The sequence below is a fragment of the Methylocystis sp. H4A genome, from assembly GCF_015709545.1.
GTDB lineage: Bacteria > Pseudomonadota > Alphaproteobacteria > Rhizobiales > Beijerinckiaceae > Methylocystis > Methylocystis silviterrae.
Genome location: NZ_JADNQY010000021.1, coordinates 1 through 22906, shown reverse-complemented (window position 1 = coordinate 22906; position 22906 = coordinate 1). Strand labels below are relative to the sequence as shown.

26 protein-coding genes and 1 tRNA gene are annotated in these 22906 nt (G+C 63.2%); 13 read left to right on the top strand and 14 right to left on the bottom strand.

What is annotated here, in order from left to right; genetic code table 11:
- Nucleotides 1–334: 334 nt before the first annotated feature.
- From IYW40_RS06975 to IYW40_RS06965, 3 genes are all read right to left on the bottom strand, one after another.
- Nucleotides 335–553 carry a hypothetical protein gene (locus IYW40_RS06975; protein ID WP_232366152.1) on the bottom strand — a complete coding sequence of 73 codons (219 nt, stop codon included), beginning with the start codon at nucleotides 551–553 and terminating at the stop codon, nucleotides 335–337.
- A gap of 167 nt (nucleotides 554–720) precedes the next feature.
- On the bottom strand, nucleotides 721–1155 hold the full coding sequence (locus tag IYW40_RS06970) for a universal stress protein (protein ID WP_196399984.1): 435 nt from the start codon (nucleotides 1153–1155) through the stop codon (nucleotides 721–723).
- A gap of 138 nt (nucleotides 1156–1293) precedes the next feature.
- Nucleotides 1294–1369: transfer RNA gene (locus IYW40_RS06965), tRNA-Ala, on the bottom strand.
- A gap of 175 nt (nucleotides 1370–1544) precedes the next feature.
- Between IYW40_RS06965 and IYW40_RS06960 the strand changes: the two genes are divergently transcribed.
- The 6 genes from IYW40_RS06960 to IYW40_RS06935 all read left to right on the top strand — a co-directional run bounded on the left by IYW40_RS06960 (nucleotide 1545) and on the right by IYW40_RS06935 (nucleotide 4814).
- Nucleotides 1545–1841 (top strand): YggT family protein, encoded by a 297-nt coding sequence (locus IYW40_RS06960; RefSeq protein WP_175095475.1) that lies wholly within the window; start codon nucleotides 1545–1547, stop codon nucleotides 1839–1841.
- Complete coding sequence (locus IYW40_RS06955; RefSeq protein WP_196399983.1) at nucleotides 1834–2178, top strand: DUF167 family protein; 345 nt, start codon at nucleotides 1834–1836, stop codon at nucleotides 2176–2178. The genes IYW40_RS06960 and IYW40_RS06955 overlap by 8 nt, the downstream gene beginning before the upstream one ends.
- Before the next feature lie 3 nt (nucleotides 2179–2181).
- The gene (locus IYW40_RS06950) at nucleotides 2182–3240 is read left to right on the top strand and encodes a MaoC family dehydratase (protein ID WP_196399982.1); all 1059 of its coding nucleotides are present in this window, start codon (nucleotides 2182–2184) and stop codon (nucleotides 3238–3240) included.
- A 48-nt stretch (nucleotides 3241–3288) separates the two neighbouring features.
- Nucleotides 3289–3705: a PRC-barrel domain-containing protein gene (locus IYW40_RS06945; protein ID WP_123176186.1), complete on the top strand. Its 417-nt coding sequence runs from the start codon at nucleotides 3289–3291 to the stop codon at nucleotides 3703–3705.
- Nucleotides 3706–3780: 75 nt separating this feature from the next.
- Nucleotides 3781–4197, top strand: coding sequence for a PRC-barrel domain-containing protein (locus tag IYW40_RS06940; protein WP_196399981.1), 417 nt, complete (start codon nucleotides 3781–3783; stop codon nucleotides 4195–4197).
- Between the two features lie 146 nt (nucleotides 4198–4343).
- Complete coding sequence (locus IYW40_RS06935) at nucleotides 4344–4814, top strand: PRC-barrel domain-containing protein (protein ID WP_175095470.1); 471 nt, start codon at nucleotides 4344–4346, stop codon at nucleotides 4812–4814.
- Nucleotides 4815–4924: 110 nt separating this feature from the next.
- On the opposite strand, the gene IYW40_RS06930 is transcribed toward IYW40_RS06935, so the two are convergent.
- The 3 genes from IYW40_RS06930 to IYW40_RS06920 form a co-directional block, all read right to left on the bottom strand.
- Nucleotides 4925–6430 (bottom strand): replicative DNA helicase, encoded by a 1506-nt coding sequence (locus IYW40_RS06930; protein WP_196399980.1) that lies wholly within the window; start codon nucleotides 6428–6430, stop codon nucleotides 4925–4927.
- Nucleotides 6431–6696: 266 nt separating this feature from the next.
- A complete protein-coding gene (gene rplI, locus IYW40_RS06925; protein WP_018408386.1) occupies nucleotides 6697–7260 on the bottom strand; it encodes a 50S ribosomal protein L9 in 564 nt (187 codons plus the stop codon).
- 52 nt (nucleotides 7261–7312) lie between these two features.
- Nucleotides 7313–8299 (bottom strand): DUF2232 domain-containing protein, encoded by a 987-nt coding sequence (locus IYW40_RS06920; protein ID WP_196399979.1) that lies wholly within the window; start codon nucleotides 8297–8299, stop codon nucleotides 7313–7315.
- Between the two features lie 259 nt (nucleotides 8300–8558).
- Here IYW40_RS06920 and IYW40_RS06915 point away from each other — a divergent pair, with 259 nt between their 5' ends.
- A complete protein-coding gene (locus tag IYW40_RS06915; RefSeq protein ID WP_196399978.1) occupies nucleotides 8559–8939 on the top strand; it encodes a copper resistance CopC family protein in 381 nt (126 codons plus the stop codon).
- Here the strand turns inward: IYW40_RS06915 and IYW40_RS06910 are convergent.
- The gene (locus IYW40_RS06910) at nucleotides 8936–11491 is read right to left on the bottom strand and encodes an FtsX-like permease family protein (protein WP_196399977.1); all 2556 of its coding nucleotides are present in this window, start codon (nucleotides 11489–11491) and stop codon (nucleotides 8936–8938) included. The two genes, IYW40_RS06915 and IYW40_RS06910, sit on opposite strands and share 4 nt — an antisense overlap.
- Nucleotides 11488–12177, bottom strand: a complete 690-nt coding sequence (locus tag IYW40_RS06905; protein ID WP_196399976.1) for an ABC transporter ATP-binding protein — start codon at nucleotides 12175–12177, stop codon at nucleotides 11488–11490. The genes IYW40_RS06910 and IYW40_RS06905 overlap by 4 nt, the downstream gene beginning before the upstream one ends.
- Nucleotides 12178–12284: 107 nt before the next feature.
- Between IYW40_RS06905 and IYW40_RS06900 the strand changes: the two genes are divergently transcribed.
- The 3 genes from IYW40_RS06900 to IYW40_RS06890 are packed head-to-tail and all read left to right on the top strand — an operon-like array spanning nucleotide 12285 to nucleotide 13838.
- Nucleotides 12285–12899 carry an arylesterase gene (locus IYW40_RS06900; protein ID WP_246720695.1) on the top strand — a complete coding sequence of 205 codons (615 nt, stop codon included), beginning with the start codon at nucleotides 12285–12287 and terminating at the stop codon, nucleotides 12897–12899.
- Nucleotides 12900–12929: 30 nt separating this feature from the next.
- Nucleotides 12930–13499, top strand: a complete 570-nt coding sequence (gene thpR, locus IYW40_RS06895; protein WP_196399974.1) for an RNA 2',3'-cyclic phosphodiesterase — start codon at nucleotides 12930–12932, stop codon at nucleotides 13497–13499.
- 24 nt (nucleotides 13500–13523) lie between these two features.
- On the top strand, nucleotides 13524–13838 hold the full coding sequence (locus IYW40_RS06890) for a hypothetical protein (protein WP_196399973.1): 315 nt from the start codon (nucleotides 13524–13526) through the stop codon (nucleotides 13836–13838).
- 25 nt (nucleotides 13839–13863) lie between these two features.
- Here the strand turns inward: IYW40_RS06890 and IYW40_RS06885 are convergent, their stop codons facing one another.
- The 5 genes from IYW40_RS06885 to IYW40_RS06865 all read right to left on the bottom strand — a co-directional run bounded on the left by IYW40_RS06885 (nucleotide 13864) and on the right by IYW40_RS06865 (nucleotide 18427).
- Complete coding sequence (locus tag IYW40_RS06885; RefSeq protein ID WP_196399972.1) at nucleotides 13864–14652, bottom strand: lysophospholipid acyltransferase family protein; 789 nt, start codon at nucleotides 14650–14652, stop codon at nucleotides 13864–13866.
- Nucleotides 14653–14717: 65 nt separating this feature from the next.
- Entirely contained in the window at nucleotides 14718–15371 is a 654-nt protein-coding gene (locus IYW40_RS06880; RefSeq protein WP_196399971.1) for a YdcF family protein, read from the bottom strand.
- A gap of 147 nt (nucleotides 15372–15518) precedes the next feature.
- Nucleotides 15519–16487, bottom strand: coding sequence for an ABC transporter permease (locus tag IYW40_RS06875; RefSeq protein ID WP_246720694.1), 969 nt, complete (start codon nucleotides 16485–16487; stop codon nucleotides 15519–15521).
- Nucleotides 16488–16494: 7 nt separating this feature from the next.
- Nucleotides 16495–17157, bottom strand: a complete 663-nt coding sequence (gene ftsE, locus IYW40_RS06870) for a cell division ATP-binding protein FtsE (protein ID WP_175095459.1) — start codon at nucleotides 17155–17157, stop codon at nucleotides 16495–16497.
- 202 nt (nucleotides 17158–17359) lie between these two features.
- Complete coding sequence (locus tag IYW40_RS06865; RefSeq protein WP_348644250.1) at nucleotides 17360–18427, bottom strand: ATP-binding protein; 1068 nt, start codon at nucleotides 18425–18427, stop codon at nucleotides 17360–17362.
- Between the two features lie 182 nt (nucleotides 18428–18609).
- On the opposite strand from IYW40_RS06865, the gene pyrC reads away from it, so the two are divergent.
- Nucleotides 18610–19911, top strand: coding sequence for a dihydroorotase (gene pyrC, locus IYW40_RS06860; RefSeq protein ID WP_196399970.1), 1302 nt, complete (start codon nucleotides 18610–18612; stop codon nucleotides 19909–19911).
- An 87-nt stretch (nucleotides 19912–19998) separates the two neighbouring features.
- Here the strand turns inward: pyrC and IYW40_RS06855 are convergent, their stop codons facing one another.
- Entirely contained in the window at nucleotides 19999–21108 is a 1110-nt protein-coding gene (locus IYW40_RS06855; protein WP_196399969.1) for a DUF3611 family protein, read from the bottom strand.
- 373 nt (nucleotides 21109–21481) lie between these two features.
- Between IYW40_RS06855 and IYW40_RS06850 the strand changes: the two genes are divergently transcribed.
- Both IYW40_RS06850 and IYW40_RS06845 read left to right on the top strand, forming a co-directional pair.
- A complete protein-coding gene (locus tag IYW40_RS06850; protein WP_196399968.1) occupies nucleotides 21482–22123 on the top strand; it encodes a Kazal-type serine protease inhibitor domain protein in 642 nt (213 codons plus the stop codon).
- Nucleotides 22124–22373: 250 nt separating this feature from the next.
- Nucleotides 22374–22906 (top strand): GTP-binding protein (locus IYW40_RS06845; protein WP_196399967.1); only part of this gene is annotated, 533 nt, incomplete at its 3' end.

The window sequence follows — 22906 nt, the reverse complement described above, 5'->3', positions numbered from 1 at the left end:
CTCCCCAGATAAAAAACTGGGCCGACAGCAAGGCCCGGTTCCGAAGACTAACGAAACCGGAGCGAAACGGTTCCGCCCAAGGCCGCAGTCCTCGAAATCACTCATATTCCTACGCCTGGCTTTAGCAAAGCGAAAGGCCGAGCCGGCCGCCGATCAAATTCCATTAGAGTTATCAAGAACGTTCGGGGCAGAGGAAAAAGCCGGCGAGCGAAAAAGAAGCGGCTTCGCCTGCCGGTTAAGGGAGACTCAGCCGCCAAGTTTTTCACGCGCGAACTCGAAACGCACGCTTCCGTGCCGGACGCGCGTGCGCGCAACGCCCGGCGCGAAATTCTGTTCAGTCGAACACCGCGCCCAGCGCGACGCCAAGCAGGCCGATGACGACCGCCGCCGGCAGAATGGCGTAACCGCCCATCAACAGCGCGCCGATCGTGCCGCCGATTGCCGCGGCGATCGCGCCGCCGACGATCTTGCCGGTGTAGCTCTCAGGTTTTTCCGTCGCCGAACCGCCGGCGTTCTGCATCGCCTCTTTCGACATGGCATCCTCGCGAGACATTACTGATCGCCGCATCGACGCGTCGGTAGCAAAATCATGTGAGAGCGTGATGAGAGTTTCGTGAAGGCCGCGTCACCGAGGCGCCATTTTAGGTTCACATCGCGCGAGGCGTCGCCGCGGTCGCGAACGGCGAATCCGAACCAATGCTGCCGAAGCTATGGAGGGCCTTACGGCGCCATGCCGCGCACCACCAGCACCGAGCATTGCGCGTGATTGACGATGGTCGTTGCGTTGGAGCCGATGAGAAAACGGTCCATGCCCGGCCGATGCGAGCAGAGCACGATGAGATCGGCGCCCCATTCCTCGGCCTCTGCCAAGACTTTTTGATAGACCGGACCAAACAGCAGCGTCGTGGACACGCGTTCCGGCGCGCGGTCGATCTTGGCGGCGACCGCCGCTATTTCCTTCTCCAAGCCGCGACGCACCTGAGCGTTGAAATTTTCAGGCACGTAGTCGAGAAAAGCGATGGGCAGGAGCGATTGCACGTTGACGACGCGCATATCGCTGTCGAAGGCCTTCGCCAATTCCTGTGCGACGGAGATCGCCCGGTCGGTCATTTCAGATTCGGTGATATCGATCGGCAGGAGAATTTTGCGATACATCGGCGCGCTCCGGGAGATTCTCTCACCGGATATGGCGCGGGACCCGCTCGAAACAATGAGGCGGCCGAGCACCGCGCGTCTCGCGGATTACGACGGCCTTGCGCGGCAGGAGCGAGCCGTTCGCATGGCTTGAACGGCTGGTGGAGCTGCGGGGAATCGAACCCCGGACCTCTGCAGTGCGATTGCAGCGCTCTCCCATCTGAGCTACAGCCCCGCTCCGGCGCGTGGGGTACACGGGGGGCGATATCCTGTCAATCGGCTTGGCGCGCGGGCGCGCCGCCAAGCGCTCGCCATCACGGTTTCTTGTTGCATGAGGGGGCCGGCCAAGGATTGCCGCGACGGGGCAGGGAGGCTAGACAGGGCGGAACCTCATCCGCTGGAAGCCGGTCATGTCCTACGCAATGGTCAAACTTCTTCTCACGATCATCGATATTTACTGGTGGATTCTGCTTGCCACGGTGGTCGTGTCCTGGCTCACCGCCTTCGACGTCATCAATATGCGCTCGAACGTCGCCTATTCGATCTGGAAATGGCTGAACGCCATGACCGAGCCGCTGCTCGGACCGATCCGCTCGGTGCTGCCCAGCGTCGGCGGCCTCGACATCTCGCCGCTCATTCTGCTGCTGCTGATGCAGTTCCTGCGCGATCTCATCGCCAACAGCGCCAGCGCCTACGCGCTTGGCTGAAGGAGGCGCGGAGAAAGCATCCTCCGCCTGGGCGATCGAATCGGGGGGCGTCGCGCTTTACGTGCGCCTGACGCCAAAGGGCGGACGCGACGCCGTCGAAGGCGTGGAGACTCTCGCCGACGGCCGCAGCGTCCTGAAGGCGCGGGTGCGCGCCGCGCCGGAGAACGGCCGGGCGAACGCCGCGCTGATCGCGCTGATCGCCGCGACGCTAAGAACCCCTAAAAGCGCGGTTTCGATCCGCACCGGCGCGACCAGCCGCGTCAAAACAGTTTTCGTTGCGGGCGCGCCCGCGCTTTTTCTCGACGCGCTGGCGAAGCTGGCGCCAACAAACGGTTAGGACATGAGCAAGTCGAAGATCAACGTCGGCAATTTCTTCGAGGACTTCAAAATCGGCCAGGTCATTCGCCACGCGGCGCCGCGCACGGTCACGGTCGGCGAGGTCGCTCTGTATACGGCGCTGTATTTGCCGCGCTTCGCTGTGCAGTCCTCGACCGCCTTTGCGCAGGCGATCGGCTATGAGCGCGCGCCGATCGACGATCTGCTCGTATTTCATCTCGTGCTCGGCAAGACCGTGCCCGACGTCTCGCTCAACGCCATCGCCAATCTCGGCTACGCCGATTTCAAATTTCTGATCCCCGTCTATCCGGGCGACACGCTGTCGGCGACCTCAGAGGTCATCGGCCTTAAGGAGAATTCCAACAAGGAAACCGGCGTCGTCTATGTGCGCACGACGGGCGCCAATCAACGCGGCGAGACCGTGCTGAGCTATGCGCGCTGGGTGATGGTGAAAAAGCGCGACAGGGACGCCCCCGTGGGACCGGAGATCGTGCCAGATCTGCCGAAGTCCGTCGCCCCTTCCGAACTTGGCAAGGCCGCGCCGCCGATCAATGTCGGCGCCTATGACAAGGCGCTCGCCGGCTCCCGCTATCTTTGGGGGGATTACGAACAGGGCGAGAAAATCGACCATATCGACGGCATGACGGTCGAGGAGGCGGAGCACCAGCTCGCGACTCGGCTCTACCAGAACAACTCGAAAGTTCATTTTAATCAGTACTATGAGGCGCAGGGCCGTTTCGGCAAGCGCATCATCTACGGCGGCCACGTGATTTCCCTTGCCCGGGCGCTGTCCTTCAACGGCCTGGAGAACGTCTTCCATATCTCGGCCGTGAACGGCGGACGCCACGTCAACCCGCTGTTCGCGGGAGGCACGGTCTTCGCCTGGTCGGAGGTTCTGGAGAAGGCGGAGATCCCCGGGCGCCAGGATATCGGCGCTTTGCGCCTGCGGCTCGTCGCGACGAAGGACAGGCCTTGCGCCGATTTTCCGCTGTACGGCGCTGACGGCAAGCCGGATCCGGCGGTGCTGCTTGATCTTGATTATTGGGGCGTGCTGCCGCGATGAATCAGCTATGATCGCAGCCGTATCAAGGAAGTTGGGGAGATTGGTCTAATGAACAGAACTTTGCTTGTTGCGCTCTCATTCTGCATGGCCATCGCGGTCGCCCATCCTGTCCGCGCGGAAACCGCCGCGCCGGACAGCAAGGTCGTCGTGCCTATGGAAGCGTTGCCGCGTTATGGCTCGCTGGTTTCCGCCTGGTACAAAAAGCCGGTCTACGACTTGAACGATAAAAAAGTCGGCGTGATCACCGACATGCTGTTTTCAGGCGGCGAGATCAACGCCGTCATGCTCGACGTCGGCGGCTTTCTCGGCATCGGCGCCAAGCACGTCGCCATTCCGGCCAACGACATCTCGGTCACAGAAAAGAACAACAAGACTTGGCTGACCATCAATACGACGAAGGACATCGTGAAGAAGGCGACCGGCTACAAATATGATGCGGCCGAACACGCCTGGAAGGTGAAGTAGCAAGGGCGCCGCGCCGTGAGAATTTCGCGTAGCGCGCAGTCCGGCTGCCGCTCGTTCCAAAAAGGATTCTTTTCTATGCTGAAACGCGTCATCGTCGCAGCTTCGCTCGCTCTTGCTTTCGCGCCGCTACCGGCTGGTGCCCAAAGCGCCCAAACCGAAACCGTTGTGGTCGTGCCGCTCGAAAGGTTGCCGGTCTATGGTTCGGTGGTCTCCGCCTGGTACAAGCAGCCGGTCTATGATCCGAATGAAAAAAAGCTCGGCTCGATTGCGGACATGCTGTTTTCCGCCGACGGCTCCATAAACGCCGTGATGCTGAACGTCGGCGGCTTTCTCGGCCTCGGCGTGAAGCATATTGCGATTCCTGTATCCGCGATCACCATCACTCAGAAGAACAATAAGACCTGGCTCACGCTCAATACGACGAAGGACCTGCTGAAGAAGGCCCTCGCGTATAAGTTCGACAAAGCCACCGGTCTGTGGGACCCGATTTGATCGGCTGAACTGTTCCAGACGCGCGCGGCGGCCGGTCGTCCGTTGGATATCTGCCGCGAAGCTTGGAACATCGATCTCCGATGCTTGTTCAAGGCGCACACGAACGGCCGTTCGTTGTGGCGCTAACAACATGTACGGAGACAGCCATGCTCAAGTCCTACGTCCTCGCCGGCGCGCTTATCGCGACGCTGTCAGGCGCGGCTTTGGCCGAACAGATGATGAATCGCACGACGGACCGCCCGTCCGGCGCCATGGATCGCTCGACAACGGGAACGACTGGTGCGCAGCCGCAATTTCTGACCACGCTTCCGCAGAACGCGCTGCTCGTCTCGAACATCCACGAGCAGAACATTTACGATCCGCAGGAGAACAAGATCGGCGAAGTCAAGGATCTGGTGGTGGATCGCAGCGGTAAGATCAGCGCCGCCATCATTTCAGTGGGTGGTTTCCTTGGCATTGGCCAAAAGGACGTTGCGGTCGCCTTCAGCGACATCAAGGCCACTGAGCGCAACAACAAATGGTGGTTGACGGTGAACGCCACCAAGGATGAGCTGAAGAACGCGACGGGCTTCCGCTTCGATAAGAACAAGGGGCTTTGGACCCTCGGCAGCAAGTAAACGCCCTCGATCTGTTTTGACGCTAAAGCCGGTTCCGAAAAAGTTGACAGACTTTTTCGATGAGAACCTGCTGCGCGGTAGGCCTCGCCGCATGGCGGCGCGGCGAGGCCTTACATACGCGCCGGCAGCTTGTCCTCGTCGGCAAGATTGGAGAAGCGGGTGACCTCAGCCTCGAAGGCGAGCTGCACCGTTCCCGTCGGACCGTGACGCTGCTTGCCGATGATCGCTTCGGCGCGGCCATGCGCGCGCTCACACTCGTCCATCCATTTGACGTGTTCTTCGGTGCCTTCGCGCGGCTCGCGATTGCGCAGATAATATTCTTCGCGATAGACGAAGATGACGACGTCGGCGTCCTGCTCGATCGAACCTGACTCGCGCAGATCGGAAAGCTGTGGCCGCTTGTCGTCGCGGTTCTCTACTTGGCGGGAGAGCTGCGACAGCGCGATGATCGGCACATTGAGCTCTTTGGAGAGAGCCTTGAGGCCGGTCGTGATCTCCGTGAGTTCCTGCACGCGATTTTCATTGCGGGAACGCGAACCGGCGAGCAGTTGGAGATAGTCCACGACGAGCAGGTCCAGGCCTCTCTGCCGTTTGAGGCGCCGTGCCCGCGCGGTGAGTTGCGCGATCGAGATGCCGCCGCTCTGATCGATGTAGAAGGGAATGCTTTGCATTTCCCGCGCGGCGTCGGCGATGCGGCGAAAATCGTCCTCATTGATGTCGCCGCGGCGAATCTTATAGCTCGGCACGCCGGACTGCTCGGCGATGACGCGCGTCGCCAATTGTTCGGCCGACATTTCCAAAGAGAAGAAGCCGACGATGCCGCCGTTGATCGTCTTATGCGTCCCGTCGGGCTCAGCTTCGAATTGATAGGCGCGCGCGACATTGAAGGCGATGTTCGTGGCGAGAGCGGTCTTGCCCATGCCCGGTCGCCCGGCGACGATGATGAGGTCGGATTTTTGCAGACCGCCCATCTTTTCGTCGAGATCGAGCAGGCCCGTGGCGACGCCGGACAGATGCCCATCGCGCATATAGGCGCTGCTCGCCATATCGAGCGCGGTGGTGAGCGCTTCGGCAAATCGCTGAAAGCCGCCGTCGTAGCGACCCGTCTCGGCGATCGAATAGAGCTGCCGTTCGGCTTCTTCGATTTGCGCGCGCGGCGGCGAATCGATCGGCGAATCATAGGCCGTGTTGACGATATCCTGCCCGATGACGATGAGCTCCCGGCGAACCGAGAGATCGTGAACGGTGCGGCCATAGTCTTCGGCGTTGATGATCGTCGTCGCCTCGGCGGCGAGTCGGGCAAGATAGGCCTGGATCGTCACGCCGGCCGGAAGCTCGATGTCCGCAAGGAACGTCTTCAGCGTCACGACGGTCGCGAGCTTGCCGGCGCGAATGAGCTGCGCCGCAAGTTCAAAGATGCGCCGGTGCAAATCCTCGGAAAAATGCTCGGGCTTCAGGAAGTCCGAGACTCTGTCGAAAGCGTCATTGTTGACCAGAATCGCGCCGAGCAGCGCTTGCTCGGCCTCGATATTGTGCGGCGGCGCGCGATAGGCAGGCGCGTCCGGCTGCGCGACCTGAAACGCGCGCCGGCCCGCCAATTGTTCGATTGGTGGCATCGATGATCGGACTTGTTTGAGACTGTTCCGGGCTGCGAACGCGACGCGCGAGCCTGAGACGCCGTTAACAATACATTAACGCGTCGGCGCCGCCATAGCCTTTTGTCCGCCGCAGCGAGAAGCGAGTCTTTTCCACATGGTGAAAAAGATTCGTTCAGCGCGTGTCCGACTCTTCTTGCATTTAAAAGAGAATCAGAGATAGGCCCGGGAAAACGAAACCGGCGGCCGAAGGGCCGCCGGCGATGGACGTGCGCGCGTACGGGAGCTTACATCTCGACGTCGCCGGCTTCCGCCAGAGCCGCGCCGACTTCCAGGCCGAGATCGTCCATCGACGTCTCTTCCCTGATCGTAGCGCTTTCGCCGCGCGCCTGCCGCTCGGCCTCTTCTTCCGAACGGGCCACGTTGATCGTGATCTTCACATCAACTTCCGGATGCAGATGCACGGGCGTCTGGTGAAGGCCGAGAGTCTTGATCGGGTGCACCAGGACGATCTGATCGCGATTGACCGAGAAGCCGCCCGTGGTCGCCGCCTCGGCGATATCTCGCGCCGAAACCGAGCCATAGAGCTGGCCGCTCTCGCCCGCCTGGCGAATGATGTTGAAGCTTTGTCCGTTGAGCTTTTCGGCGACGGCTTCGGCTTCTTTCTTAGCCTCGAGATTGCGCGCCTCGATCTGCGCCCGCTGCGTCTCGAAATGCTTCTTGTTGTTTTCCGTCGCGCGCAGCGCCTTGCCGCGCGCCAGCAGGAAATTGCGGGCGTAGCCGTCGCGCACGCGCACGGTCTCGCCCATCTGGCCGAGCTTGGCCACGCGTTCCAGCAGAATGACGTCCATCTTTGCTACTTCTCCGAGATAGCGGGCTATGTCGAGAAAAACCGGGCGAAAGTCAATCCGGTTTTTGCATCGCGGTGGGCCCGGCGTCCGTCTTTCGGACGCGATAGTTGAAGATCAGGTCGGCGACGCCGAGTGCGGCGAAAAACAGCAGGGGCCACCCCAAAAATCCGAGGGTGAAATAGATGATCGCCAGCACCAGGGCGCTTGAGCGTGAACCGCGCAGGTAGATATGCGCGACGGCGAGCCCTTGAAACGCAAGCAGCAGCCCCATGGTCGTCGCCAGCACCAGTCCGATCGCGCCGGCGAGGCCCTGGAAGAAGATCAGCGCGATTCCGCTCAGAAAGAGGCCGCCCACCGGCTTGGGCAGGCGGAATTCATTGGCGATGTCAGGCCAAGGGCGGCTGAGCACCTTAGACGCTTGCGCAATCCTTGCGGCGAGCCACAAATTGATGACGTGGATCAGCAGACCATAGCCGGCGAGAAAGGCGGGGACGGCGCGCGCGACGGACCCGGAAAGCGTCGTCGGATCGATCTTATCGCCAAGGTCACGCTCTTTCACCATAATGTCGAGCAGGATGAAGGCGCGCGCCCGGATCGGATTCAGCGCTTCGTCGAGCGATCCGAAGGCGAGGGTGGCGACGATCAGCCAGAGAATGATCGCCGTCGCCAGAAAGGTCGCAGGCGCGAGCGCCGCCCATCCCGGCAGATTACGCGTCAGCCTGTCCCGGCCGCCGCGGGGCGCGCCAAGCGCCGCATAGACAGCGGACCAGGCCGGCGCCGCGATCAGCAGAGCATATCCCATGCCGACCACCGGATGCAGCCAGAAGGTCAGGATGATCGACGCGAGTATCGCCGCCGTCGCCCCGTGGATCAGGCCAAAGGCGAAGGCGACGATCATGATCGGCAGAGGCGCAAGATGCGCTATGAGGAGCCCGCCGAAGCCGCCGCGCGCGACGACGGCGAAGATCACGGCCGCTGCGACGCCGCCGAGAATCGATACCGCGAAATTCGGCCAGGAGAGGGCGTTCTTGTCGGCCAAGATTGGGTTCCGCTGACGGCGCGTCGCGCATTTTGGCGCATGACGCAAAAGGCGCCGCCCGGCGGGCCGTCGACGCTCAAGCGTTTTAGGAGGTCGCAGCCCAAAGGGCAAGGCAGCGCAGCCGTTGGCGAATTTTGCGCAAATTTCCTATCGTCGCGCCGCGCCTCTCTCGTGCGCTCGCGCTTCGAACAAATCGCGCGTCGGAAAGTTATTTCTCCAGACATCGAGGCGGGCGGGTAGCCGGTCGGGAGAAAGACAAATGAAGCTCATCAGATACGCTTGGGCGGCGGTCCTCGCCGCCGGGCTGGGCTTGTGCTCCGCGACGGCCGGGCTGGCTCATCATCAGTTCCTCGTCGAGTCGTTCCCGGCATCGAGACAGCGGGTCGTTAAGCCTGTGCGTCAGATTAGGCTGGTGTTTGAAGGGAAGGCTGACGCCGTCATCTCGACGATCACGCTCAAGAGCAGAAACGGCCTGGTGATCGCCAAAGCGACGCAGAAACAAGCCTCCAAAGAGTTGATCCTCGACACGCCGGTTCTGCAGCCCGGACTTTATGAGGTCGACTACCGTGTGCTCGCGACGGATGGCGCGATCGTAGAGGGCGCGTTTCCCTTTATCGTCGAGCCTTCGCTCTCCGCCTAAGGCTGGCGCAACTCCGGTCCGGGACGTCTGGAGAGCGCCCGCCAGGCGCCGGCGAGGCCGAGGGCGATGGTGACGGCGAGAGTGGCGAGCGAGATCAGCGCCGTGGTCCAGGGCAGGAAGGCGAAATCGATCTTCATGAGGATCGTCGTCATCGCGTAGGCGGCGGCGGATCCGGCGGCGACCGCGATCAGGGAGGCGGCGAGGCCGACCAGCCCAAATTCCAAAGCATAGGCTGTGGCCAGCCAGAAGCGGGTGGCGCCGAGAGTCTTCAAAACCACCGAGTCGTGCAGCCTTGCGCGCTGGCCGCTGGCAAGCGCGCTCGCAAGCGCTAGCACCGCCGTGACAATGGCGAGACCCGCCGCGGCGCGCGCGGCCAGCGCCAACTGTCCGGCGATCTTGTCGATCGCCGCCAGCGCGTCCTTGACGCGCACGGAAACGATGCTCGGAAAGCGTTTCGCCGTCTCGCGCGCGAGCCGCGCGTCCTTGGCGTCGCGCGCCGCGACCGATGGCGCGCCATACGCCACGGTGAAGAGCTCGGTGTAGGGCGCCCCGGCAAAAACATTGGGTGAAAACACCATGATGAAGTTGATGGCGTAACTGCGCCAATCCACCCGGCGCAGATTGGCGACCTGCGCTGCTATCTCCCTGCCGAGCACATTGACTCGGATCGAGTCGCCGATGGTCAGACCCAATCCTTCAGCGACCTTCTGCTCCAGTGATACGAGCGGCAGACCGACGTAATTCGCCGGCCACCATTCGCCTTCGGCGAGCGCGGAGTTCGTCGGAATTGTGGGGGAAAATGTCACGCCGCGGTCGCCCTCGAGCGCCCATTTGGCGTCGTCGGCCACGGCGGTCTTGTCGATGGCCGCGTCTTTCACGGCGACGATGCGCCCCCGCATCATCGGCACGTGTTCGATGCGCGCGCCGGGCGCCTCGGCAGAGAGGAAATCGGCAAAAGCCTCGGTTTGCGCCTTCGGCACGTCGATGAAGTAGAAGTTGGGAATCTCGCCGGCGTCGGCCCGCGCCAACTCGTTGTGAATCGCGCCTTCAACCAGCACGAGCGAAATGAGCAGCGTTTGAGTCAGGCCGATGGAGATCATCAGCGCCGGCGTCAGGCTTTTCGGCCGCCAGATATTGGCGAGCGCGAACCGCAGCCGCGCGTCGCGCGAACGCGGAAGCCCGCGAGCCAGCCGCATGGCGAGCCATGCCGCGCCGCGCAGCAGGGCGAAGGCCGCGACAGCGGCGGCGACATAGGCCGCGCCCAGCTTCACGTCGAAAGACGTGGCCATGACCAGGGCGGCGAGCGCAATCGCCGCGGCCGCTGCGCCGGCGCGGTAGCGCGCGAGAGTCGCGCCCCGCGGGTCGTCGCGCAGCAGCGCCGCTACGGGAACTTCATGCGCGCGGCCCAGAGGAACGAGCGCAAAGATCAGGACGACGAGCAGCCCGTACAGAGCCCCATAGAGCGCGCCTTGCGCGTCGAGCGACGCCGATACGGGGAGATCGGCGAGATCGCGCAGCGCTTGCGCCGCGCCCCAGGGAATCGCCGCGCCGACGATGAGCCCCAGCAGGATGGCGAAGGACGCCGCCGCCAGAACCTGGGCGAGGGCGATCCTGAAGACCCGAGAGCCCTCGGCCCCGAGCGCCTTGAGAATGGCGAATTGCGCGCGCTTGCGCTCGACGAAGCCCTGTACGGCGTTCGCGACGCCGGCGCCGCCGGCGACGAGGGCGGTGAGCGCAACGAGGGTGAGCAGTTGGGCGAACCGGTCGAGATTGCGCGAGAACTGCGGCGAGACGGCGTCTCGCGTGCGCGACTCCCATCCGGCTTGCGGAAAGGCGTTCGCGGCGTCGGCGGCGAACGCCTTGAGGTCGGCGTCGGCGCCCTCGCGCAGCGTGACGCGGATGACATGCCGGACGATGGAGCCCGGCGTCGCCAGTTCCGCGCCTGAGAGCGCGGCGCGCGTCATCATGACGCGCGGCCCGAAGCCAACTCCGCCCGCGAGCTTGTCGGGTTCGCTGCGCAGAATTGCGCGCAGCGTGAAGCGCGAAACGCCGATCATCACGGTGTCGCCGAGCTTGGCGTCGAGGCGCGCGAGCAGCATCGGATCGACCGCGACGCCCGGCAGCCCGTTTCGTTCTTCCAGCGCCTCGGCCAAGGGCATGTCGGGATCGAGCGCGACCGCGCCGAATGTTGGATAAGTCGCCGGATCGACGGCTTTGATCTCCACCAGCGCGGCCTCGCCGTCGTCGCGCCGGGCCATCGCCCGCATCAGCGAAATTTCGGATAGCCGCCCGCGCGCCTCGAAGAAGGCGCGTTGCTCCGGCGAAAACTCCCGCGAGACGAGGCTGAAGGAAGCGTCGCCGCCCAGTATCGTTCGGCCCTCCCGCGCGAGCCCCTGCGCCAGTGAGCGTGACAGGCCGGAGACGCCGGAGATCGCGGCGACGCCGATGACGATGCAGGCGATGAAGACGCCAAAGCCGCGCGGGTCGCCGAGCAGGTCGCGCAGGGCGAAGCGCAATGCGAAGGGCAGGGCGACGAAGCGCATCGGCTTCATGACGCCGCCCGCTCGCTCGCCTCGATGCGGCCCGAGCGCAGCAGAACGCGTCGGCTGCAGCGTGCGGCGAGCGCCGCATCATGGGTGACGAGCACGAGCGTCGCCCCGCGGCGTCGTTGTTGCGCAAAAATGAGTTCAATCACCGCGGCGCCGGTTTCCGAATCGAGATTGCCCGTGGGCTCGTCCGCCGCGAGGATCAGCGGGTCGGGCGCGAGCGCCCGGGCGAGCGCCACCCTCTGCTGCTCACCTCCCGAAAGCTGAGCTGGATAGTGGGCCAGGCGCTCAGCGAGCCCGACCGCCGCAAGCTCGGCCTCGGCGCGTGCGAAAGCGTCTGATTTCCCGGCGAGTTCCAGTGGAATGGCGACATTCTCCAGCGCCGTCATGGTGGGGATCAGCTGGAAAGACTGGAAGACGATCCCTATGTTTTCTCCGCGGAAACGCGCGAGCGCGTCTTCCGAAAGGGCGCCAAGATCGCGCCCGTCAATCCTGACGCTTCCGGCGTCAGGTCGCTCCAGTCCGGCGAGGGTCATGAGCAAAGTCGATTTGCCCGAGCCGGAGGGTCCCAGAAGAGCGACGGTTTCGCCCTGCGCTACGCTCAGGCTGACAGTCTTGAGCACATGCACGCGGGCGGCGCCTTCGCCGAGCGTGAGATCGACGCCTTCAACTTCGATGACTTGTCGCAGCACGGAGCAAAACCTTGAAAGATGCGCCGCATTCGACGCCCGCAGTCCAGTCGCCTTATTGCGCTTTCCGCCGTCCTCTCCAAGCCGCGGCTTTCGCGTCCTTAGCCCTCTTGACCATTGCGCTCACGTCCGCGCGCGCCGAACCTGTGCGAATCCTGGCGTTTGGCGACAGCCTGACGGCAGGGCCCGGCATCGGCGCCGAAGATTCGCTTCCGGCGCAGCTCAAGAGACGCCTGAGCGAGGACGGATATAACGTCGAGGTCGTCCAAGGGGGCGTTTCCGGCGACACGACGACGACCGGGCTCGCGCGCCTCGACTATACCCTTGGCGCCGGGCCTTTCGACATCGCCGTCGTCGAGCTTGGCGCGAATGACATGTTGAACGGGCATGATCCGAGGATAACGCGCGCCAACCTCGATCGGATTCTTGCGACGTTAAAGCAGAAAGGCGTTCGCCCGGTGCTGACGGCGATGGTCTCGAGCGCGAATCACGGGCAAGCTTACAAGAAGGAATTCGATTCGGTTTATCCGGATCTTGCCGCCAAACATGAGGCGCCGCTTGTGCCCTTTATCTTGGAAGGCGTCTGGGGCTCGCCCGCGCTCCTCATCTCGGACGGCATTCATCCCAACGCCGCCGGCGTGGCGAAGATCGTCAAAAAAATCGCGCCCTTTGTTGAAAGAACGCTCGTTTCCATGGGGGCGCGTAGGAATTCGCGCGCGCAATGAGGCTGCGCGATCCCGCTTGGGGAGGATGTCATGCCCAGACTGTTTACGGCCCTGGAGATTCCCCGCTCAATCGCCGAGAGCCTCGCGCGCCTGCGCGGCGGAATCCCCGGCGGCCGCTGGATCGACGTTGAGAATTATCATGTCACCTTGCGCTTCATCGGCGACGTCGATGACGCTTTCGCGCGCGACGCGGCGAATGCGCTCTCCTTCATCCGCCGTCCAGAAGTCACCGTCACCTTCGACCAGCTGACGTCGTTTGGCGGCGACAAGCCCCGCGCCATCGTCGCGCGCGCCCGGCCGGAGCCGACCCTGATGGACATGCAGGCGGAGCAGGAGCGGCTGTTGCGCCGGCTCGGCGCGCCGCCCGAGCCGCGCAAATTCATCCCGCATGTGACGCTCGCGCGTCTGCGCGGCGCCAGCGCCGGCGCCGTCGCCGCCTATCTCGGCGCGCGCGGCTATTTCCCGCCGCTGCGCTTCACCGCGGAGCGCTTCGTGCTCTATTCGTCGCGCGATTCCGTGGGGGGCGGCCCCTACCTCGTCGAGGCGGAATATCCGCTGCTTGTGGCGCCGCAAGCGCTGACGGGCACGGCGGGAGGTTAGGCGCACGCAGAAACGGGTGAATATTTGGCCGAGGCGCCCGAAAGTCCGATCCTGCAGCTGCTTCGCGACATGCGCGCGGAAATGGCCACCAAGAATGACCTGGCGGAGATAGCTTTCGAGTCGCGCTCCTTGCGTGCCGATGTCGCTTCGGATCTGATGTCGCTCGACGCCAAAGTCGACGCAACCCGCAAGGATTTAAGCGAGCAGATTGTTGGATTGCGCCGAGCGGTGATCGAATATCATACGTCCGCGATCGGCCACGGCGTCCTTATCAGCGAACTTGAAGCGCGTCTTCGGCGGGTCGAGCAGCATCTCAACCTTGAACAGGACACTCTTTAGATTCGGCCGGAGGATGCTGCGTCCTTCATTCCTGCGCCGGCGCCATACTTTGAGCGCTCGCGCGTCCTTTGGCGACGACTTCGGCGAGCGACGGGTCTTTCGCGAGCGCTTCGGCGATCAATCGGTCGGACGCCGCCTCGATCTCCGTCGAGAGCTTGTCGAAAAAAGCGCGCGGCTCCATGCCGGGCGCGATCAAGGGCAGGAACTCGATCACGACGGTTCCCGGCCGGATGAGGAACGAGCGGCGCGGCCAAAACAGCCCGGAATTCACGGCGACGGGAAGCACCGGCGTTTCGGCCGCCGCGTAAAGATGGGCGATGCCGAATTTATATTGCGGCGGGGCGCCGGCCGGGCGGCGCGTGCCTTCGGGAAAAATGAAGAGCTGCCGTCCCTGGGCGAAAATCTTCTTCGATTTGGAGATCAGCTGCGGCAGCAGCTTGCCGCCCTTGGCGCGATCGATGGCGATCTGCTCGGCCGCCAGTAGGTACCAGCCGAAAAAAGGCAGCCAGATCAGTTCGTGCTTCAGAATATAGCTGAAGTCGGGAAACCTGATCGGCAGAACGAAGGTCTCCCAGATCGACTGATGTTTGCAGGCGACGATCACCGCGCCTTTGGGGATATTCTCGAGACCTCGCCAGTCGATCTTCGCCCCGCAGATTTTGTCGAGCAGCCAGAGAGTCGTGCGCCCCCAGGTGCGTCCAAGCTCCTGGTTGGTCTGGCGCCGCATCATCAGGCCTGGCAGCCAGACGATCATGAGCGTGAACATGTTCAGGAAGAACACGATCTGGAAAATGAGGGAGCGCAGGAGGAGCATTGGCGAGATCTGGGCGAAGGGGCGTGGCGCGCTTTTACGACGCCAAGAGGCGTTGAAACAAGATTTCAATCAGATGCGACGCTGTGGCGAAGCTGCGGGGGAGGCTCCGGCTCCTCGTATCCCTTGAAAAGCTTGGTGCGCAGCAGCGATCCTACGTATTTCATATATTCCTTCCCGACAAAACGGGCGACGTGCAGATTGCTGATCCAGTCGGCGACGTCGATATGTTCGCTGACGACCGGAAAGGGATAGAGCTCGACCTTCGGCAAGGCGGCTGAGATTTCGACCAGCGCACGCGGCATGTGGTAGTTCGACGTGACGACGATGAGCGTGCGGGTGATATTGTGCTCGCGCGCCCAATCGCGCGTCTCTTTGGCGTTGCCGGCAGTGTCGAGCGCCTGGTAGCCGAGGTCGACGCAGCAATCGAAGAGCTCTCGCGACACGGGCAGTATTTTCGCCAGCAAGGAGCTGCGGGTAGAGGGATTGACGCCGGTGATCAGCATGCGACGCGCCCGTCCGCTGGCGAGAAGGGTCGCCGCGTCGAGCACGCGATCCGAGCCGCCGGTCAGTACGACCACGCCTTCCGTCTGCACCGGAATGGAGAACTCCTCTCGCGGCAGCGACAGCGCGAAGCCGACAAAACCCAACAGGAGCGCCGCGGCGAGAACAGCGCCGCCAGCGAGGATCGCGCAGGCGGCCTTGCGGACGGCGCTACCCATTCTTCACTCCCTGGCGTGCGGGGGTCGTCAATCGTGGAGTCCTTCGCCCATGCTTCCTGACCAGAACGCGCGAGGCGCGATTCTGACACGACTATAGGGGCATTTCTGCGCCGATGTTATCGGGGCGGCAGATTTGGGCGAATGCGCTTAACCGAGCCGCTGCAGGTGGCGCAGCACAATGAACTGCGAGAGATAGCCGGTCAGCGCGGCGACGCCGCCAGCGAGCAGAACGATGACGACAAAGCCGCTCGCGCCAATTGTGAAATCGCCGAACATGGCCTCCATCTGATCGCCGCCGCCGGTCGCGCGCCACCGCTGCGCGAAGAACTGCGCCAGGGCGAAAAAGGCGATGGCGCCGCCGCCGCCGATCAGCGCGCCACGCAATCCCAACGCCATGAAGCGATGCTGAAATTCGCGCGCGATGAACGAGTCGGCCGCGCCAACGATATGGAGCACTTCCACGATTTCCCGGTTTGTCGCGACGGCGGCGCGGGTGGCTGAGGCCACGGCGACGGCCATCGCCGCGAGGATAAAAACGAAGATGAGGGCGGCGATGGCCACGGCTGCGCGCGCCATATCTCCGAGACGCTCGATGAAGACATGATGATCGTCGAGCACGGCGTTTGGAACGGCGCGCTCGAGCTCCATGCGCAACTTGTCGAGATCCGCCCGATTTTCGGCGTCGAGCTTCAGCACGATCATGCGGGGGGTGGGCAGTTCGGAGAGGTTCAGGCCCTCGCCGAGCCACGGCGTCAGCAGCGCCTCGGATTCCGACTTGGCGTAGACTCGCGCTTCCCGCACGCCGGGCGTTCGCCGCATCGCCTCCGCCGCGTCCTTAACATCGGCCTCGACGTTGCGGCCGGGGACCGGACGCACTTGCACGGTCGCTTCGCGCGCGACGTCGCTGCGCCATTCGACGCTCGCATCGGCGACAAGAATGGCGACGTTAGCGGCGAGCGCGGCGAGGAACGTCATGATCGCGATGACGATCACCAGCGAGCGGCCGGCGACGGAATCGGCGGGCACGAGCGCGCTTTGCGACGGAATCTCTTCGGCGTCTTCATCGACGTCGGACGCGGCCGGGCGCATCGAGGACCAAAATCGCATCAGGGCCATCGTCTGCTCATTCGAAGATGTGAAGCCGGCCGTCGGCAAGCACAAGACGCCGCGCATCCTCATACTGGTCCATGAGGCTTAAGTCATGAGTGGCGATAATGACGGCGGTTCCGGATCGGTGGAGTTCGATAAAGAGGCGTAGGATCCGGCGCGCGAGAGTCGGGTCGACATTGCCCGTCGGTTCGTCGGCCAGCAGCAGTTTGGGTTGCGAAATCAGCGCGCGGGCGATCGCCGCGCGCTGCTTCTCGCCGCCCGAAAGGATGGTTGGGAACGCATGCGCGCGCTCGCCGAGGCCCACCCAGCGCAATAGTTCGACCACCTCGGCGCGATAGGTCGACTCCTCGCGGCCGAGCACGCGCAAGGGCAGGGCGACGTTTTCGTAAAGCGTCAGATGATCCAGAAGGCGGAAATCCTGGAAGACGACGCCGATTTTGCGGCGCGTCGCCGCGACGTCTTCATTGCTGAGCGCCGCCGTGTCCTTGCCGAAGATGTTGATCAACCCGCGGGTCGGCCGCAGCGCCATGATGATCAGTCGCATCAAGGTGGTCTTGCCTGCGCCTGACGGGCCGGTCAGGAACTGGAAAGAACGCGGTTTGATCTGGAAATTCACGTCTCGGAGCGTTTCGGCGCCGACGCCATAGCGCAAGCCGACATTCTCGAAGGTCAACACGAAGCCGTCTCTCCCTAAAGATGGCCCCAACGGCGGGGGTTCGAATGACGCTCGGGACGGATGCGCGACGCGCGACAATAGCAGTTCATCCCTGCTTAACCATAATCACTCTTAACGATCTCTTATCTTTGGACCTTTTGGCGTGCGACCGCACTTTGGCGCCGCCGATCCGGCGGCGTCGCCTCTCCGCCTGACCGACCGGTCAGCGATCTTCCAGAGGCAATACGAAGCTGAAGATGGTCCCGCCCCCGGGGTTGGGCTCCGCCCAGATCTTCCCGTTATGTGCTTCGACGATCGAGCGGGATATGGAGAGGCCGACGCCCAGACCGTGCGGCTTCGTCGTCGTGAACTGCTCGAAGAGCCTGTCTTTGACCTCCTCGGGCAATCCAGGACCGGTGTCCGTGACATCGGCGCGAATGAGGTTGCCTTCAACCAGGCGAGTCGACACCTTCATCTCGCGTCGCTCGCAGTTCTGCATGGCCTCGACGGCGTTACGCTTAAGATTGACGACGACCTGTTGAATCTGAACTTTGTTGATCACCACCGTGTCCGGCGACGCTTCGAGGTCGATCGCGGTTTTGACATGATGTTCCTTGGCGAGCGCATCGGTGAACTCGCAGGCGGTTCGGATGACGGCGTTCAGACTTTGGGGCGCTTTCGAGGTCTCTCCGCGCGCGATGAACTGGCGAAGATTGTCCATGATTTCCGCGACGCGGAAGACTTGCGCATCGGCGTTGTCCAACATCTCCTCGACTTTCTCGATCGAGAGGACATTTTCCTTCAAATGCCGACGCGCGAAATTGAGATAGGCGCCGATCGCGGTCAAAGGCTGCTTGAGCTCATGCGCCAATCCGGTCGCCATATTCTCAATCAACTCAAGGCGATTCGCCTGAAGTTCCTGAACCCCCTGCTCAAAGCGGCGCCTGGAGCTGAGATCGCGGATCAAAGCGATAAAAAGCCGTTCTCCGTCGCAGGCGACTTCGCTGACGACAAGCTCCACGGGAAAGACGGAGCCGTCCTCTCGCAGGCCTTCGATCCGTCGGCGAATGCTTGGCGTTCCCCGCCGCAGATAGTCGCGGCGGCGTTGATTCGCCTCCGCCGTCAACATGCCAAAATCCCTTCCGATGACGTCGCCAGGCGCATAGCCGAAGAGCGACGCCGCCTCCGCGCTGCTCGACCGCACCACGCCGTGCTCGTCGAGCGCAATGATTCCGTCGAAGGCGGCGTTCATCATCGCCGGAAGATCAGGGCGTTCTTCGCCTTCCGCCACGCTTGACGCGAGTGGAGATTCTGGAGGGCTGAGGGAACGCATACGTTCTCCCCGGGGGCGCTCGGCACGCGCCGCTCGCAGCCCCAACTCGCGGTAGCTAGGCGCTTGCGGGATGAGTTCAACCCCAATACCCCCGATCCAGGCGCATTTTCAACCTACGAGAAATGGCCTAAGCAGACGCCATGTCGCCGACACAAGCTCCAGCGCCGCTGTTCCTTCTCAACGCACGGCTGATCGATCCGGGCTCGGGTCGTCAAATGCGGGGCGGTCTGGTGACGCTCGACGGCGTCATCGCCGAGCTCGGCGAATCCGTTCGACAGGGCGACGCTCCCGAAGGCGCGCGCACCATCGATTGCGCCGGCGACGTCGTCGCGCCGGGCCTCATCGACATGCAGGCCTTCGTCGGCGAGCCGGGGGCGGAACATCGCGAAACCATCGCCAGCGCGACTTTCGCCGCGGCGGCGGGCGGCGTGACGACAATCGTATCGACCGCGGCGACGCAGCCGCCCGTCGACGATCCCGCCGTCGTCGATTTCGTTCTGCGCCGTGCGCGCGACACCGGGCGCGTCCGCGTCGCGCCGATGGCGGCGTTGACCAGAGGCCGCGAGGGCAGGGAGATCGCCGAGCTGGGGCTGCTGCAGCAGGCCGGCGCGGTCGCTTTCTGCGACGGCGCGCGCTCGGTGCGAAGCGCGCTCGTCATGCGACGCGCGCTCACCTATGCGCGCGATTTCGATGCGCTCGTCATTCATTTCGCGGAAGACGCCGACCTTTCCGTCGGCGTCATGAACGAAGGCGAATTTGCGCATCGGCTCGGCCTATCCGGCGCGCCGCGTGAAGCAGAGGCGATCATGCTCGATCGCGACTTGCGGCTCGTGGCGCTGACCGGCGCGCGCTACCACTCGGCGATCGTGACGACGACGCTTGCGTTGGATGCATTGCGCAGAGCCAAGGACGAGGGCTTGGCCGTGACCTGCGGGACCTCGATCAATCATCTGACGCTGAACGAGAACGACATCGGCGACTATCGCACCTTCCTCAAGCTCAGACCGCCGTTGCGCCATGAGGATGAACGTAAGGCGCTCGTTCGCGCGCTCGGCGAAGGCCTGATCGACGTCATCGTCTCCGACCACGATCCGCAGGACGTCGAAACCAAACGGCTGCCTTTCGCGGAAGCCGAATATGGGGCGATCGGCCTCGAAACGATGCTCGCGGCGGGGCTTCGGCTCGTGCATTCGGGCGACATCACGCTGACGCGCCTGCTCGAGGCGATGACGTCGCGCCCGGCTGAAATTCTGGGACTGCCGCAGGGCAGGCTGCAAAAAGGCGCCCCGGCGGACATCATCCGCTTCGATCCAGACGCGCCTTTCGTCGTCGATCCCGCGGCGCTCCACTCGCGCTCCAAGAACACCCCGTTCGATGGGGCGCTGCTGCAGGGCGTGGTCAAGACGACCGTCGTCGGGGGCGCAGTCGTTTACGAAGAATAGGACTCTAGGCGGATCCCCAGTTCGGCCTTCAACCGCGGCGATCGATCGAGGTTCTGTCGGGCGCCCTTTTTGCCGGTCGTTAGCTCCTCATCCCAATCCGACAGCGAACTTATGGCGCGCCTTCAGTACTTGCATGCTGAGCCAAACCGCAGCTCCAGCCCCAATGAAATGAGCAAGAAGCAAGTTAAAGTTCGCCATTAAGATGAAGACGTCGAGCGCGCGCACGATCCTGTCCGGATCGGTAATCGCGATCCCCGGGGGCTGCGACACGGTCTTGGCGACAAGCAGGGCGATGCTCAAGCCGACGCCGATGAACGAGACCATCGAGCCGAGCACGTTGACGAGCGAACCTACGCCGAGAAACCACAGCGCCGCTGGCTGATCGGCGGCGAGCATGCGCGCCGGATCGCGCATCAGCCTGCCGGAGGCGATCGTCGAAAAGAGATCCAGGAACAGTGAAGCGAATAGGAGTCCCAGTCCGAAATACCCCCAATGGATCGGGTCGCTGACCCAGACGGTGGAGCTGATCGATTGGCCAACCGCGCCAAAAGCGAGGAGCGGGGCGGTCAGGAACGCCAGGACGAAATCCAGCCAAAATCCGATCCAACCCATGAGGCGGATGCGACGGCCAAGATCCTGCCCGACCAGAGCCGATTGCGGCGAGAGCGCCAACGCCCTCCGTTGCGGCGCGGTGGCGACAAGCGCCGTTGACGTCGCGCGCCGCGCCGGTCCGGCCAAAGCGACGAAGCCCAGATATGCGATCAATCCGGCCGGGAGCGCGAAGGCGGCGATCTGGTTCATTGCGCGTGCGACGTCGGCGAAGTCCGGATCCGCCGGACCCGGCGATCCGGCCGAGATTCCCACGACGTCAAACGAAGCGCCGCTGAAAATCGCTTCGAATCCGCTGCTGACGACGAGCAGGCCCGCGGCCGCATAGACGAATTGGCGCATCGGATAGGCGGCGAACCGCCTCCATGCCGGGCCGACGCCGAAAGGGTAATTCGGAAACCAGGCGCGCCACAGATATTGAGCGGCGAGCAGGACGACGATCAGCGCGGCGAAGTTCAGCGCCAGATTTGTGAGCGGACCGCCGATCGACGGCTCCCAGAGCCGCAATCCCCACGCGGCGAGGGTGAGCAAGGCGAAGAGGGCGGCGAACGCCCAATCGACCGGATCGTCGAAGAAATCGTAGCGCAATTTTTAAAGCCGCATTTACGCCCCGCCACACAACCAGTTGGCGCGCGCGGCGGCGATTTCAACGCGCAGCGCTTTAGTCGCGGCCGCACTGCGAAGGACGACCCGAGACGGTCTCTTGCGCCGGAACGGGAATGGCCAATTGGCAGGCGCTGTTTCGGATAGGCCGCCAAGAGCGCCTTGAGGCACGGCATCCGGCGTCGGGCCAGTTATCCGCGGAACGAATTCACGCGTTCGCACGTTAGCCTAAGCGAACGATTGTTCGATGAGAGGTCTATTTTGGGCGCCCGATGATCTCGGCGCCAAAGGCATTGGGGCTGGGTCGGGCGACAAGAACAGATATTTCGCAAACCCCATTTGTCGTGGAGTGCGGATTATGAAACGCGCACATGCTTTTAACGGCGCCCTCCTCGCACTGAGCCTTGCTTGCGCTGGAATTCCCGCGAGTTCACGCGCGCAGCCGTTGAAATCCAACGAAACCCTAAAGACCGAATATCAATATGCCGCCAAGGTCGTCTGTTCGCTGCTGGTTCCACATCAGGACGGAACTTTGGCGAAGGGCGTCTATCGGACAATCGTCAACATCCATAATCCGACCAGGAAGCGCTTCGCCATCGCCGCGAAAGTGGCGCTCGCGACGGAATTCGGGTCGGACCCTGGTCCGTTCAGCGTCACGCCGTTCAAGAAGGCCGAACTTCAGGCCGACGGCGCGACGGAGCTGAATTGTTTCGACATCGCGGGCTATTTCTGCCCGATCAACGGCGTGTGCGTCGATTTCGCATTCCTTGAGGGGTTCGTGGTGATCAAGAGTCCCGAGCCTTTGGACGTGGTCGGGGTCTACACCGCCCGCCACTCTAATGGCGAAGTGGAAACCATGGACGTCGATGCGGTTCGCGAGCGGCAGATCAGCGAAGCGGTCGAATTGACTGCGCCGGAGCCCAAATCCGAGATCAAGAGACATATGGAATTCCCGCCCAAAGGAAGCCCCGCGTTACGCGGCAAGGAGCAAACGAAATAGAGGCAGGCGCATGTTTGCAGCGTGTGCCACTCCAGATGTCCCCTGGAATAACGCGCGGCTATCGCGCAACGCGATACGGCCGGTGACTCGGATATGTCCGCATTCCGCATGTAACTGCGAATTGCTGGCGCCCCGGCCGGGTCGGCCCCGATAGCCCGGGGCCAGGCGCGCCCCTTGAAGAATTCCGCCAATAGCCGTAAAGGCTCGCCGCGCGCGAGCGACGGGCTCGTGACCACTCGGAACGAGGATCATGGCCAAGGAAAAGTTTTCACGCACGAAGCCGCACTGCAACATTGGGACGATTGGGCACGTCGACCACGGCAAGACGTCTTTGACGGCGGCGATCACCAAGGTTCTGGCGGAGACGGGCGGCGCGACCTTTACGGCCTATGACCAGATCGACAAGGCGCCGGAAGAGAAGGCGCGCGGCATCACGATTTCGACGGCGCATGTCGAATATGAGACGAAGAACCGCCATTACGCCCATGTCGATTGTCCCGGCCACGCCGATTATGTGAAGAACATGATCACCGGCGCGGCGCAGATGGACGGCGCGATCCTGGTGGTCTCGGCCGCCGACGGCCCGATGCCGCAGACCCGCGAGCATATTCTGCTTGCCCGCCAGGTCGGCGTGCCGGCGCTCGTCGTGTTCCTCAACAAGGTCGACATGGTCGACGATCCGGAGCTTCTGGAGCTCGTCGAGCTCGAAGTGCGCGAGCTGCTCAGCAAATATGAGTTCCCCGGCGACGACATTCCGATCACCAAGGGTTCGGCGCTGTGCGC

Coding starts and splice junctions, on each gene's coding strand:
- IYW40_RS06975 (WP_232366152.1), bottom strand. CDS start 553: ATGTCTCGCGAGGATGCCATGTCGAAAGAGGCGATGCAGAACGCCGGC.
- IYW40_RS06970 (WP_196399984.1), bottom strand. CDS start 1,155: ATGTATCGCAAAATTCTCCTGCCGATCGATATCACCGAATCTGAAATG.
- IYW40_RS06960 (WP_175095475.1), top strand. CDS start 1,545: ATGTCCTACGCAATGGTCAAACTTCTTCTCACGATCATCGATATTTAC.
- IYW40_RS06950 (WP_196399982.1), top strand. CDS start 2,182: ATGAGCAAGTCGAAGATCAACGTCGGCAATTTCTTCGAGGACTTCAAA.
- IYW40_RS06945 (WP_123176186.1), top strand. CDS start 3,289: ATGAACAGAACTTTGCTTGTTGCGCTCTCATTCTGCATGGCCATCGCG.
- IYW40_RS06940 (WP_196399981.1), top strand. CDS start 3,781: ATGCTGAAACGCGTCATCGTCGCAGCTTCGCTCGCTCTTGCTTTCGCG.
- IYW40_RS06935 (WP_175095470.1), top strand. CDS start 4,344: ATGCTCAAGTCCTACGTCCTCGCCGGCGCGCTTATCGCGACGCTGTCA.
- IYW40_RS06930 (WP_196399980.1), bottom strand. CDS start 6,430: ATGCCACCAATCGAACAATTGGCGGGCCGGCGCGCGTTTCAGGTCGCG.
- rplI (WP_018408386.1), bottom strand. CDS start 7,260: ATGGACGTCATTCTGCTGGAACGCGTGGCCAAGCTCGGCCAGATGGGC.
- IYW40_RS06915 (WP_196399978.1), top strand. CDS start 8,559: ATGAAGCTCATCAGATACGCTTGGGCGGCGGTCCTCGCCGCCGGGCTG.
- IYW40_RS06910 (WP_196399977.1), bottom strand. CDS start 11,491: ATGAAGCCGATGCGCTTCGTCGCCCTGCCCTTCGCATTGCGCTTCGCC.
- thpR (WP_196399974.1), top strand. CDS start 12,930: ATGCCCAGACTGTTTACGGCCCTGGAGATTCCCCGCTCAATCGCCGAG.
- IYW40_RS06885 (WP_196399972.1), bottom strand. CDS start 14,652: ATGCTCCTCCTGCGCTCCCTCATTTTCCAGATCGTGTTCTTCCTGAAC.
- IYW40_RS06880 (WP_196399971.1), bottom strand. CDS start 15,371: ATGGGTAGCGCCGTCCGCAAGGCCGCCTGCGCGATCCTCGCTGGCGGC.
- IYW40_RS06875 (WP_246720694.1), bottom strand. CDS start 16,487: ATGGCCCTGATGCGATTTTGGTCCTCGATGCGCCCGGCCGCGTCCGAC.
- pyrC (WP_196399970.1), top strand. CDS start 18,610: ATGTCGCCGACACAAGCTCCAGCGCCGCTGTTCCTTCTCAACGCACGG.
- IYW40_RS06850 (WP_196399968.1), top strand. CDS start 21,482: ATGAAACGCGCACATGCTTTTAACGGCGCCCTCCTCGCACTGAGCCTT.